This window comes from Duganella sp. Root336D2 (assembly GCF_001425005.1).
Classification (GTDB): domain Bacteria; phylum Pseudomonadota; class Gammaproteobacteria; order Burkholderiales; family Burkholderiaceae_D; genus Rugamonas.
The window spans coordinates 390,466-402,289 of the sequence record NZ_LMDB01000033.1 but is presented as its reverse complement, the minus strand read 5'-3'; the positions used below and the strand labels follow the sequence as shown (position 1 = coordinate 402,289).

Annotated in this window: 12 protein-coding genes; 9 read left to right on the top strand and 3 right to left on the bottom strand. The window is 63.9% G+C overall.

What is annotated here, in order from left to right; genetic code table 11:
- The first annotated feature begins 9 nt into the window (after positions 1 to 9).
- Entirely contained in the window at positions 10 to 1,371 is a 1,362-nt protein-coding gene (locus ASD07_RS20155; protein ID WP_055934506.1) for an FAD/NAD(P)-binding protein, read from the top strand.
- A gap of 34 nt (positions 1,372 to 1,405) precedes the next feature.
- Positions 1,406 to 1,843 carry a hypothetical protein gene (locus ASD07_RS20150; protein WP_055934359.1) on the top strand — a complete coding sequence of 146 codons (438 nt, stop codon included), beginning with the start codon at positions 1,406 to 1,408 and terminating at the stop codon, positions 1,841 to 1,843.
- On the opposite strand, the gene ASD07_RS20145 is transcribed toward ASD07_RS20150, so the two are convergent.
- From ASD07_RS20145 to ASD07_RS20135, 3 genes are all read right to left on the bottom strand, one after another.
- A complete protein-coding gene (locus tag ASD07_RS20145) occupies positions 1,821 to 2,657 on the bottom strand; it encodes an HDOD domain-containing protein (protein WP_055934356.1) in 837 nt (278 codons plus the stop codon). The genes ASD07_RS20150 and ASD07_RS20145 overlap by 23 nt on opposite strands.
- A gap of 76 nt (positions 2,658 to 2,733) precedes the next feature.
- Positions 2,734 to 3,018 (bottom strand): hypothetical protein, encoded by a 285-nt coding sequence (locus ASD07_RS20140; RefSeq protein ID WP_055934354.1) that lies wholly within the window; start codon positions 3,016 to 3,018, stop codon positions 2,734 to 2,736.
- Positions 3,019 to 3,030: 12 nt separating this feature from the next.
- Positions 3,031 to 3,468, bottom strand: a complete 438-nt coding sequence (locus tag ASD07_RS20135) for a MarR family winged helix-turn-helix transcriptional regulator (protein ID WP_055934352.1) — start codon at positions 3,466 to 3,468, stop codon at positions 3,031 to 3,033.
- A gap of 79 nt (positions 3,469 to 3,547) precedes the next feature.
- On the opposite strand from ASD07_RS20135, the gene ASD07_RS20130 reads away from it, so the two are divergent.
- The 7 genes from ASD07_RS20130 (at position 3,548) to astB (ending at position 11,778) form a co-directional block, all read left to right on the top strand.
- Positions 3,548 to 4,465 carry a DMT family transporter gene (locus ASD07_RS20130; protein ID WP_055934350.1) on the top strand — a complete coding sequence of 306 codons (918 nt, stop codon included), beginning with the start codon at positions 3,548 to 3,550 and terminating at the stop codon, positions 4,463 to 4,465.
- Between the two features lie 3 nt (positions 4,466 to 4,468).
- Positions 4,469 to 5,404: a GlxA family transcriptional regulator gene (locus ASD07_RS20125; protein WP_055934347.1), complete on the top strand. Its 936-nt coding sequence runs from the start codon at positions 4,469 to 4,471 to the stop codon at positions 5,402 to 5,404.
- Positions 5,405 to 5,495: 91 nt separating this feature from the next.
- Complete coding sequence (gene astC / locus ASD07_RS20120; RefSeq protein WP_055934345.1) at positions 5,496 to 6,737, top strand: acetylornithine/succinylornithine family transaminase; 1,242 nt, start codon at positions 5,496 to 5,498, stop codon at positions 6,735 to 6,737.
- Positions 6,738 to 6,865: 128 nt separating this feature from the next.
- A complete protein-coding gene (locus ASD07_RS20115) occupies positions 6,866 to 7,897 on the top strand; it encodes an arginine N-succinyltransferase (RefSeq protein ID WP_055934343.1) in 1,032 nt (343 codons plus the stop codon).
- 14 nt (positions 7,898 to 7,911) lie between these two features.
- Positions 7,912 to 8,964, top strand: a complete 1,053-nt coding sequence (gene astA, locus ASD07_RS20110; protein WP_055934341.1) for an arginine N-succinyltransferase — start codon at positions 7,912 to 7,914, stop codon at positions 8,962 to 8,964.
- Complete coding sequence (astD, locus tag ASD07_RS20105) at positions 8,957 to 10,426, top strand: succinylglutamate-semialdehyde dehydrogenase (RefSeq protein WP_055934339.1); 1,470 nt, start codon at positions 8,957 to 8,959, stop codon at positions 10,424 to 10,426. Before astA ends, astD begins: the two co-directional genes overlap by 8 nt.
- An 8-nt stretch (positions 10,427 to 10,434) precedes the next feature.
- On the top strand, positions 10,435 to 11,778 hold the full coding sequence (gene astB, locus ASD07_RS20100) for an N-succinylarginine dihydrolase (protein WP_055934504.1): 1,344 nt from the start codon (positions 10,435 to 10,437) through the stop codon (positions 11,776 to 11,778).
- The last annotated feature ends 46 nt before the right edge of the window (positions 11,779 to 11,824 follow it).

Genomic DNA, 11,824 nt, shown 5'->3' with positions numbered 1-11,824 from the left:
GAGGGCAGCATGCGCACGGTGCTGATCGTAGGCGCAGGTTTTTCAGGTGTAGCGTGCGCGATACAGATGCTGCGCCTGGCAGGCCGGCAGCCCTTGCGCGTGCTGCTGCTGAATCGCAGCGGGCGGCTGGCGCGCGGCATGGCGTATGGGACGCAAAGCCCGCAGCACCTGCTCAATGTGGTGGCGGCCAATATGAGCGTGTTGCCGGATGATCCGGAGCACTTCGTGCACTATGCCGGAATGCGCGACAGCGGCGTGGCCGGCGGCTCCTTTGTCGCGCGCAGCGTGTACGGCGACTACCTCGAATGGGCGCTGCGGCAGGCGCAGGATCAGGCGCCACGCCATGCCACCCTCGACTGCATCAGCGGCAGCGTATGCAGCTTGCACGCGAAAACCCGCGGCGGGCTGGCGGCCACGCTGGAAGATGGCCGCAGTATCGAGGCCGACCGGGTGGTGCTGGCCTTCGGGCACCTGCCGGCGCCGCCGCCTGAGCTGTCGCGCGGGCAATGGTCCGACACCTCGCGCTACCTGGCGGACCCGTGGCGCGGCGACTTGCTGGCCACCATTGGCGCGCATGATCCGGTGCTGTTGTTGGGCACTGGGCTGACGGCAGTCGATATCGCGCTGCAGCTGCTGCGGCGCAATCCATCGCGGCGTGTGCATGCGCTGTCGCGCCATGGGCTGCTGCCGCAGCCTTACAAGCCCCTTTCCGGGCACCTGGCAGGCAGCACCCTGCGGCGCGACGAGGCGCCGACCGTGCGCGCAGCGCTGCATGCTTTCATGCGGCAGGTCGAGCATCTCGAAGATGCAGGCATGGACTGGCACGATGCGGTAGCTGCGCTGCGCCCCCAGGCCGCCGGTATCTGGCAGGCATGGCCGGCGGCCGAACGGCGCCGCTTCCTGCGCCATGTGCGGCCCTACTGGGACGTGCACCGGCACCAGCTGCCGCCAACGGTGCAGCAGGAATTGTCGGCAGCGCTGGCGCGCGGTGCGCTCCATGTAAGCGCAGGCCGCGTGGCAGGCATCCGCGACGAGGCGGAGCTGGCGCTGCTGACAGTGCAGCCGCGCGGCAGCGAAGAATGCATTGAGCTTCGCGCCGGCCGCATCATCAACTGCACCGGCAGCTGCGCCAGCCCGCGCCGCGCTGCGGTGCCGCTGGTGCAACAGCTGCTGGCCGATGGCCTGATGCGGGCCGATGCGCTCGGCCTTGGGCTGGATACCGGCGCCGACTGCGCCGTGCTGGGTGCGAACGGCCAGCCGACGCCGGGCCTGTACTACATCGGCCCCTGGCTCAGGGCCGGCTTCTGGGAGGCGACAGCCGTGCCCGAACTGCGCCGGTTCGCCGCCACCATCGCTCGCGCGTGCATGTAAAATCCGCAATCCTCAACAACGCTGGAGATTTACCATGCGCGCAGTCTCGCTCGCCGCCTTCGCGGTTTGCCTGGTCGCAGGGAGCGCACACGCGCATGTCGACACCATCCTCACCCTGCGGCCGGACGGTTCAATGCCGGAGCTCCCGGCGCAGTACGCAAATGCGCGCTTGCAGATCGGTTGGCCGGTGGCCCGAAAAGGAGTGACGTTGAGGGTGAATGGGCGCGCAGTCAGCGTGCCGCTCTGCGCCCTGGCTGGCGTGAAGTCGCGTTCATTGGCGCAAGTGGACCTGAGTGGATCATGGTATCACTTGCCCCGGGACGGCCTGCCCCATTACCTGATGGTGGGCTTCCGCGGCCCGCACCAGCCCAAGGGAGGGCTGAAGCAGGAAGGCGTCATGCTGATGTTCGACCTGACTGGGCCGGCCATCCTGCATGCGCCAAGCTGTGCTAGTGCAGCAGGGCGGAAGTAAGGGACTTCACTTCCTCCGCCGATTCTTCCATGATGGTGGCCAGGGTGCCGTCGCCGACCGCGAAGTCGATGGTGCTGGCGGCGGCGACCGAGGTCGCGCCCGGGCGGGCGTGCAGCGGCGAGGCGATCGGGGACAAGTCGTTGGCCAGCAGCAGCGTGTCGCCCAGGTTCTCCGGCGGCAGCGCGCGCATGCCTTCCCACATGGCCTCCACGCCCTTCATCACATTCTCGGGAATCATCAGCTTTTGCAGCACGCCGCGGCCGATCGGCACTTCGCCGTAGGTGGTCCATTCCTCCGGATCGCCTTCCATCGCTTCCGGGAAGGCTTCCGCCTGCGACAGCATGTAGAAGCCGCCCACTTCGTGCACGATGCCGGCGAACATGGCGGTATCGGGATCGACGTGGGATACGCGCCGCGCAATCACCTGCGCCAGCGCCGCCACGTGGGCAGTGTGCTCCCACAGCTGGTTGGCCTTGGCCTTGAGCAGGGGATTGCGGATCTTGGTGCCGAGCTGGCGCACGATCACCGAGGTCACCAGCGACTGCAGGGTGCGTACGCCAAGGCGCTGCACCGCTGTCTTGACGCTGGAGATCTCCATGCCGGAACGGTTATAGGCCACCGAGTTGGCAATCGCCACCGTGCGTGCCGCCAGCAGCGGGTCGGCCTGCACCAGCTTGGCAGCCAGGTCGATATGGCAATTGTCATCGTTCAGCGCGCGCTGCAGCTTGATCGACGCGTCGATATTGGTGGGGAAAGTAAGCTCACCGCGGCCGGCTTGGGCTGCAATTGCTTTGAAGGCTTCCAGTCTGTCCATGCGAAATTATAAGCAGAAATTGCCCTGCGGAACTAGGACAGGGTGGTTGTTGTGAAAAACTGGCCAGGTGCCCAGCTCAGCCTTCGCCGAAGATGGCGTCGCACCCTTCTACGGTGCCTTCGACATCTCCCAGCTCGTCGACCAGTTCCAGGTCTTCGAGTTCTTCTACTGCATTGGTGAAGCTGTTGTGCTTGGTGGCGCCGATCAGGCGGTAGATGTCGCCGTCTTCATTGCGGATGCCAATCAGCAGTTTTTCCTTGCGCACCAGTTCGGCGCTGGCGTTTTCCAGCAGCAGGTTGCCGGTGATTTGCTTGTCGAATTTGGCCGGCTTGATGCCGTCCAGCAGGGTGGTCTTTAACATTCTTTTCGTTCTTTATAGTGGTGAACCGGCACTGATCGTGGCCTTCAGCCCGGCCAGGGTGCGTTCCAGGGCTTCATAATCGGCGTCGCTATAGTCGGAAAACAACTGCACGCCTTTAGCGACAATAACAGGAAACACCTCGGCAAACAGCTGCTCGCCCGCCGCTGTCAGGCGCACGAAAAAGGAGCGCTTGTCGTCGGCATTGCGTTCCCGTTCCACCAGGCCCTTCTGTTCCAGGCGTTCAATGACGCCGGTCAGGGTACCTTTGGTGATCAGGGTGCGTTCGCCCAGCTCCTTGTAGCTCATGCCGGGGGTGTTGCCCAATGTGGCAATGATATCGAATTGTGCGTGGGTGAGGCCAAGCTGGCGAACATGTTCGCCGGACCATCTCTCAAACCCCTGCATGCATTCGGCCAGAAGCCGGATGCTTTTCAAATATCGCTCTCCCATGCACCGGATTATAGCGCCCGCCAGCCTCGTCCTCCATCGGTTACTATATGCAAACTTATAACAAGATGGTGTTTTCGCCATGCCCCTACACGCGCGCGGTATCCTGGCCCTGCTGGTGGTGACCCTTGTCTGGGGTACCACCTTCCCGGCGATGAAGGATATGACCGACAACCTGTCGGCCAACTGGATCGTGGTGTCGCGCTTCGCGATTGCCGGCGTATTGTTATCTCCCTTCCTGCTGCGCGCCAAATGGCGCGACCTGCACTATGGCTTCCTGGCCGGGGTGCTGCTGTTCTTCTGTTACCTGACCCAGGTCGAAGGCCTGAGCCAGACTTCCTCCAACCGCAATGCCTTCATCTGCGGCCTGAACGTTCTGGTCGTGCCGCTGCTGGGTATTGCCATGGGCAAGTGGCCGGACAAGCGCATCGTGCTGGCCCTGATCCTGGCCATCGGCGGCCTGTTCGCCCTGTGCTGGGAGGGCAGCTTTACATGGAGCCGCGGCGATTCGCTGGCGCTGGCGGCGGCTTTCCTGTTCGGCCTGTACATCAAGGTGATGGAGCAGTTTTCACGCAAGGTCGAGCGCCTGATGACGCTGACCGTGGCCCAGATCTGGACCGTGGCCCTGTTTGCCGGGCTGTGGATCCTGCTGCGCGAAGTGCCGCGTGGCGTGATCGACGTGCCGAACGATGCCCCGGATTACTACAGCTATATCTGGCTGAGCCTGCTGACCTATAAATGGAACCTGGTATACCTGGGAGTGGTCGCCACCGCGGCCATCATTTCCCTGCAAACCTGGGGCCAGAGCCATGCCACTGCCAATGAGGCGGCCGTGATTTACGCCTTCGAACCCGCCAGCGCGGCCATTTTCGGCTATTTCTGGCTGGGCGAAACCATGGGCGTGATGCAACTGCTGGGCGCGGTACTGTTGATCTCCGGTATGATTGTCAGCCAATGGAATACCCCTGAGCGCCCGGCGTCGGCGCTTGTCCCTGAATAGAAGATGTCATTTGCTCAACTTAGTCGCCTGACCCGGGAGCAGCCGCTGCGCATGCTGCTGGTGAATGCGGGCGAGCCGGACAGCCTGGCCTGGTCCGGATTGGTGCAGCCCCTGCGGCTGGCCCAGCGCATCCTGAATGGCAGTTTCCGGCTCGACGTCATCACGCCGGCGCAGGCTGGCGGCATGGCGGGCGACTGGCAGTTGGCCCTGCTGGTCGCGGACGAGGGTTCGGCGCGCCCGTCCGATGCCGAACTGCGCGCGGTGATCGAGCGTTGCCGCGAAGCCGAGTATTGGGGCGGGGTCGGTGCCGGCGTGCTGTGGCTGGCCCAGACCGGCGCGGCGGGCGGCGCGCGCATTGCCTTGCCATGGGCGCTGTATGCGGAAACCGAGGATGTCACCGAGCGCGCCATACTCACACCGAATCTGTTCGAGATCGATGGGCGGCTGGTTTCATGCTGCGGCGGGGCGGCCTCGATCGATTTTTCGCTGACGCTGATCGAGGCGCTGTTCGGCGCCAACGTGCAGGCCGAGATCAAGGAAGCCTTGTGCATCGACCGCGTGCGCTCCTCGGAGGAGCGGCAGCGGGTGGCCCTGCAGGCGCGTTTCGGGGCGCTGCAGCCCAAGCTGTCGGAGGCGGTGACCCTGATGGAGGCGAATATCGAGGAGCCGCTGTCGACCGACGATATCGCCGGGCTGGTGGGCCTGTCGCGGCGCCAGCTCGAGCGCTTGTTCAAGCAGTACCTGGGTTCGCTGCCTTCGCGTTACTACCTTGAGCTGCGCCTGCAACGGGCGCGGCAATTACTTTTAGAAACAAACCATTCCATAGTGCAGGTAGGGCTGATGTGCGGGTTCTCATCGGGATCGCATTTCTCCACGGCTTTCGGCACGCTTTTCGGCAATACGCCGCGAGAGGAGCGGCAACGCAAGCTCCAAGGCTAACAATTTTGAAAATCCTTGTCGCAGATTCAAAAGAGTTTTAGCATCCCCGCTTTTACAATGCAGTACACCTTACCATTGATGGGGATTTGCTATGAACGCCAAGCTTGACTCGACTGTTACCACCCGCCCTGTAACCCGCGCCACCTTCGACGAGGTGCTGGTCCCGACCTACGCACCTGCCCAGATGGTGCCAGTGCGGGCAGCGGGGCTGGACTTGTGGGACCAGAACGGCAAGCATTACCTGGACTTCACCTCCGGCATTGCCGTGGCGTCCCTGGGCCATTGCAACCCGGTCCTGGTGGAAGCGCTGACCAGGCAAGCCAACACCCTGTGGCACCTGGGCAACGGCTACACCAACGAGCCAGTGCTGCGCCTGGCCCTGGCCCTGACCGAAGCGACCTTCGCCGACCGTGCCTTCTTCTGCAATTCCGGCGCCGAAGCCAATGAAGCGGCCCTGAAGCTGGCCCGTAAGGCTGCCCACGCCAAGTACGGCGACAAGAAGCCGCGCATCGTATCCTGCCTGAACTCCTTCCACGGCCGTACCCTGTTCACCGTGTCCGTCGGCGGCCAGGCCAAGTACACCGAAGGCTTCGAGCCGCTGCCGCCATCGATCGACCACATCCCGTATAACGATATCGAAGCGGCCAAGGCCGCCATCGGCGACGACGTCTGCGCCGTGATCGTGGAGCCGGTGCAGGGCGAGGGCGGCGTGATGCCGGGCAATCCTGAATACCTGAAGACCCTGCGCGAGCTGTGCGACAAGGTCGGCGCCGTGCTGATCTTCGACGAAGTGCAGTGCGGCATGGGCCGTACCGGTTCCCTGTTCGCTTACCAGGGCTATGGCGTGACCCCGGACATCCTGACCTCGGCCAAGGCGCTGGGCAACGGCTACCCGATCGGCGCCATGCTGACTACCGAAGAGCTGGCCAAGCACCTGGCCGTGGGCACCCACGGCACCACCTACGGCGGCAACCCGCTGGCTGCCACCGTGGCGCTGACCGTGCTGGAAACCATCAACCAGCCGGCGTTCCTGGCGCGCGTGAAAGAGGCGTCCGAGAAGCTGATCGGCAAGCTGGAAGGCCTGGTGCGCGACTTCCCGCAAGTGTTCTCCGCCGTGCGCGGCGCCGGCCTGCTGCTGGGCCTGGTTGTGGCCGAGCCGTTCAAGGGCCGTTCCAAGGATATCCAGCGCGCTGCCGAAGCACAGGGCCTGATGATCCTGATCGCCGGCATGGACGTGGTGCGCCTGGCGCCTGCGCTGATCGTGAGCGACGCGCAGATCGATGAGGCGGACCGCATCATCCGCGTGGCGATTGCTGAGCTGACCAAGGCCTAAAACCGGTAAACCAGGGTCTGACCCAAGGGTCAGACCCGACCTGCGACAGTTGCGGGTCGGGTCAGGCACTTGTGCCTGACCCAGATTTACCGGTTTCTTGTTTTAGAGAAGAATAAAGAGGAGCACCCATGTACGTAGTCCGTCCGGTAGAAACCGCCGACATCGCCGCCCTCGAGTCACTGGCCGCGGTCAGCATGCCGGGTGTCCATACCCTGCCGAAGACGCGCGAAAAGATCGAGCAGGCAGTCGAGCGTTCCATCGCTTCCTTCGCCGCCCACGTCGATATCCCGAGCGAAGAATCGTATATGTTCGTGATGGAGTCGCTGGCCGACAGGAAGATCGCCGGTACCGCCGCCATCCACGCCTCCGCAGGCTCGAACGGCACCTACTTCTCCTTCCGCAACGACGTTATCCAGCAGGTCTCGCGCGACCTGAACATCAGCCATAGCGTGCACGCGCTGACGTTGTGCTCCGAGCTGACCGCCTACTCGCAATTGTCCGGCTTCTACGTCGACGCCAGCGTGGCGCAGCGTCCGGAAGCGGCGTTGCTGTCGCGTTCCCGCCTGCTGTATGCAGTGCAGTCGCCGCACCGCTTCGGCGACCGCTTTTTCGTGCCGCTGGCCGGCCTGACCGATGAAAACGGCGGCTCGCCGTTCTGGGATGCGCTGGGCCGCAAATTCTTCAAGATGGATTTCCTCGATGCCGAGCGCGTGATCGGCGGCGCCCGTAACCGCACCCTGATCGTGGAACTGATGCCGCACTATCCGGTCTACGTGCCGCTGCTGCCGGGCGATGCGCAAGCCGTGATGGGCCAGATCCATCCGAGCGGCGAGCTGGCGTTCAACCTGCTGACTTCCGAAGGCTTCGAAGCCGACGAGTACATCGACATCTTCGACGGCGGCCCGATCCTGCAGGCGCACAAGCACACGCTGCGTACCTTCTCTTCGTCGCTGCCGCGCCGCGTGGCCAGCGCGAACGGCACGCAAGCGAGCGATGCGGTGGCGACGTATGCCGTGTCGACCGGCCCCGACCAGCGCTTCCGCGCGGTGACCATCAACTGCGCACCGCTGGAAAATACCGATACCGTCTGCCTGTCCAGGCACGCCCAGGAAATCCTGCGCGTGGAAGAAGGCGACACCGTGACCTGCGTCCGCATTTAAGAACGAGAATACCTATGCTAGTTGTACGCGCCATTAAAGCGAATGACCTGGACGGATTGTTCAACCTGGCCAGCCAGGTTGGCACCGGCATGACCACGCTCAAGCCGGACATGAAGATGATGGGCGACCGCGTCGCCGTGGCGGTGGCGTCCTTCGCCGAAACCATCCCGCCGGAAGAACGAGACTATATGTTCGTGATGGAAGACACCGAAACTGGCCGCCTGGCCGGCGTGTGCGCCATCAAGGGCGCGGTCGGCCTGACCGAGCCGTTCTACAACTACCGCATCGGCACCCTGGTGCACTCCAGCCGCGAGCTGAACGTGTTCACCCGCATGGATACGTTGTACCTGTCGAACGACCTGACCGGCTGCTCCGAGCTGTGCTCCCTGTTCCTGCACCCGGACTACCGCCAGGGCAATAACGGCAAGCTGCTGTCGAAATCGCGCTTCCTGTTCATCGCCCAGTTCCCGCACCTGTTCGAGCAGAAGATCATTGCCGAGATGCGCGGCTACCAGGCGGAAGACGGCACCTCGCCGTTCTACGAAGGCCTGGGCCGCTACTTCTTCAAGATGGACTTCCATCACGTGGACGACCTGACCGCGCTGGGCAAAAAGTCCTTCATCGCCGAACTGATGCCGCGCCAGCCCCTGTATGTTGACTACTTGCCCAAAGACGCGCAGGAAGCCATCGGCAAGGTGCACCAGGCCACGGCGCCGGCGCGCCGCCTGCTGGAGCAGGAAGGCCTGCACTACGAAGGCTATGTCGATATCTTCGACGCCGGCCCGGTGCTGCAAGCCCGCGTGACCGAGCTGCGCGCGATGCGCGACAGCGAGCTGGCCACCGTGGAGCGCGATACCGACACGGCGCATGCCTGCGCCCTGCACACCACCGAACCATACCTGGTGTCGAACACCGTCATGCAGGATTTCCGCATGATCCTGACCGACGCCAATCCGTCCGACGGCAGCATTGACCTGTCGAAGGAGGAACAAGCACTGCTGCACTGCCACTCGGGCGAAACCGTGCGCACCCTGTCTCTCAACGTGAGGAAGAACCAGAATGTCTGAACTGAGCAATTTCATCAACGGCCAATGGAAAGCGGGTCACGGCGAGACCATCAAGACCACCAACCCTGCCGACGGCAAGCAGACCTACGCGTCGCAGGAGTCGACCGCTGACGATGTGGACGAAGCCGCCCGCGCCGCGCGCGCCGCTTTTGAAGCCTGGGCCTACCGTCCGCTGGAAGAGCGCATCGCCATCGTCACCAAATTCCGCGACCTGCTGAAGGAAAACGCGGAAGACCTGGCGCAGACCATCTCCGAAGAAGTCGGCAAGCCGCTGTGGGAAGCGCGCACCGAAGTCACCACCATGGCCAACAAGGTGGATATCTCGATTACCTCCTACGGCTCGCGTACCGGCGTGGTATCGTCCAAGGTCGCCGATGGCGAAGCCGTGCTGCGCCACCGTCCGCACGGCGTATTCGGCGTGTTCGGTCCCTACAACTTCCCTGGCCACCTGCCGAACGGCCATATCGTGCCGGCCCTGATCGCCGGCAACACCGTGGTGTTCAAGCCTAGCGAATACGCTCCGCGCACCGCCATCAAGACCGTGGCGCTGTGGGAAAAGGCGGGCGCGCCTGCCGGCGTGATCAACCTGGTCAACGGCGGTCGCGAAACCGGGATTGCTCTGGGCCGGAATGCTGAAATCGACGGCGTGCTGTTCACCGGCTCCAGCCAGACCGGCGCGGCGCTGCACAAGCAGTTCGCCGGCCAGCCTGGCAAGCTGCTGGCGCTGGAAATGGGCGGCAACAATCCGCTGATCGTGTGGAACCCGACCGACATCGATGCCGCCGTCTTCATGGCCGTGTCCTCGTCCTTCATCTCCGCCGGCCAGCGCTGCACCTGCGCGCGCCGGGTGATCGTGCCGAAGGGCGAACAGGGCGATGCTTTCGTCAAGCGCTTCGTCGAAGTGGCGTCGAAGCTGGGCGTAGGCGCTCCGGCCGCCGAACCGGCACCGTTCATGGGCCCTGTGGTTTCCGCTGCCGTGGCTGAAAAGCTGGTGCAGGCGCAAGACGACATGGTCGCCAAGGGCGGCAGGCTGCTGCTGGAAATGCGCCAGCTGGAGCCGGGCACCGGCTTCGTCTCCGCCGGCATCGTCGACACCACCGAGGCCCAAGGTATTGCTGACGAAGAGTGGTTCGGTCCACTGGCCCAGGTCATCCGCGTCGACGATTTCGATGCCGCGATCGGTGTTGCCAACAACACCGGCTACGGCCTGGCCGCGGCCCTGCTGTCGACCGACGAAGCGCTGTGGCAGAAGTTCCAGCTGCGCGCCCGCGCTGGCATCGTGAACTGGAACCGTCCAACGACCGGCGCCGCCAGTTCGGCACCGTTCGGCGGCGTCGGCAAGTCCGGCAACCACCGTCCCAGCGCATACTATGCAGCGGACTACTGCGCCTACCCGGTCGCTTCGATCGAGAACAGCGCCCTTGAAATGCCGGCCAAGCTGTCGCCTGGCATGAACTTCTGAGGATGGCCATGCCTACTGCACGCGAATACAACTTCGACGGCTTGGTTGGGCCGTCGCACAACTACGCCGGCCTGTCGTTCGGTAACGTCGCCTCCTTCAGCAACGTCAAGAGCGCGTCCAATCCGAAACAGGCTGCCCTGCAGGGCCTGGCCAAGATGCGCGAACTGGCCAAGCGCGGTTTCGCGCAGGCGCTGCTGCCGCCGCAGGATCGCCCGAATTTCCGCCTGCTGCGCAGCCTGGGCTACGCCGGCACCGAAGCCGAGGTGATCGCCCAGGCGTACAACGATTCGCCGGTGGTGCTGGCCTGCGCCTATTCGGCCTCGCCGATGTGGACCGCAAACGCCGCCACCGTCAGCCCGTCGGCCGACACCAGGGATGGCCGTGTGCACTTCACCGCGGCAAACCTGAACAACAAGCTGCACCGCGCCTTCGAGCACGTCCAATCGGCCCGCGCGCTGCGTGCCATTTTCAAGGATGAGCGTTTCTTCGCGGTGCACGACGCCCTCCCTGGCACACCGGCCTTTGGCGATGAAGGCGCGGCCAACCATACGCGCCTGTGCGACCAGCATGGCAATCCGGCCGTGGAGCTGTTCGTCTACGGCCGCGTGGAATTCGATCCGAGCGCTCCGGCGCCGAAGAAATTCCCGGCCCGCCATACGCTGGAAGCGTCGAAGGCTGTGGCGCGCCTGCATGGCCTTGATCCCGCGCGCTGCGTGTTCGTGCAGCAAAACCCGGACGTGATCGACCAGGGTGTGTTCCACAATGACGTGATCGCCGTGGGCAATGGCAATGTGCTGTTCTACCACGAGCAGGCGTTCGCCGATGAGCAGGCCGCGCTGGCTGCGATCCGCGCAGCGATGCAGGGCGTTGGCGCCGAGCTGGTTGCGATTCGCGTGCCAACCGCCGAAGTATCGGTGGCCGATGCGGTTTCCTCCTACCTGTTCAACACCCAGTTGCTGTCCAAGCCGGATGGCAAGATGGCCCTGGTCACGCCGCACGAATGCCAGGAGATCCCGGCCGTTGCGGCCTTCCTGGAGCAGCTGCTTGCCTCCGGCGGCCCGGTGAATGAACTGATCCACTTCGACCTGCGCCAGTCGATGCGCAACGGCGGCGGACCTGCCTGCCTGCGCCTGCGCGTGGCCCTGACCGAGGCGGAAGCGGGCGCCATGCACCAGGGTGTGGTGATGACCGAAACGCTGTACCATAGCCTGGTCGCATGGGTCGAGAAACACTACCGCGACCATTTGGAACCAAAAGATTTAGCAGATCCGCAATTGGCTGTCGAAGTGCATACCGCATTGAAAGAGCTGGAACAGATCCTCGGCCTACCAGGCCTCTACGATCTGGAATAAGAAACAAAAAATGGGGTACGTCCCCATTTTTTACAACTGTTATTGG

Coding starts and splice junctions, on each gene's coding strand:
- ASD07_RS20155 (WP_055934506.1), top strand. CDS start 10: ATGCGCACGGTGCTGATCGTAGGCGCAGGTTTTTCAGGTGTAGCGTGC.
- ASD07_RS20150 (WP_055934359.1), top strand. CDS start 1,406: ATGCGCGCAGTCTCGCTCGCCGCCTTCGCGGTTTGCCTGGTCGCAGGG.
- ASD07_RS20145 (WP_055934356.1), bottom strand. CDS start 2,657: ATGGACAGACTGGAAGCCTTCAAAGCAATTGCAGCCCAAGCCGGCCGC.
- ASD07_RS20140 (WP_055934354.1), bottom strand. CDS start 3,018: ATGTTAAAGACCACCCTGCTGGACGGCATCAAGCCGGCCAAATTCGAC.
- ASD07_RS20135 (WP_055934352.1), bottom strand. CDS start 3,468: ATGGGAGAGCGATATTTGAAAAGCATCCGGCTTCTGGCCGAATGCATG.
- ASD07_RS20130 (WP_055934350.1), top strand. CDS start 3,548: ATGCCCCTACACGCGCGCGGTATCCTGGCCCTGCTGGTGGTGACCCTT.
- ASD07_RS20125 (WP_055934347.1), top strand. CDS start 4,469: ATGTCATTTGCTCAACTTAGTCGCCTGACCCGGGAGCAGCCGCTGCGC.
- astC (WP_055934345.1), top strand. CDS start 5,496: ATGAACGCCAAGCTTGACTCGACTGTTACCACCCGCCCTGTAACCCGC.
- ASD07_RS20115 (WP_055934343.1), top strand. CDS start 6,866: ATGTACGTAGTCCGTCCGGTAGAAACCGCCGACATCGCCGCCCTCGAG.
- astA (WP_055934341.1), top strand. CDS start 7,912: ATGCTAGTTGTACGCGCCATTAAAGCGAATGACCTGGACGGATTGTTC.
- astD (WP_055934339.1), top strand. CDS start 8,957: ATGTCTGAACTGAGCAATTTCATCAACGGCCAATGGAAAGCGGGTCAC.
- astB (WP_055934504.1), top strand. CDS start 10,435: ATGCCTACTGCACGCGAATACAACTTCGACGGCTTGGTTGGGCCGTCG.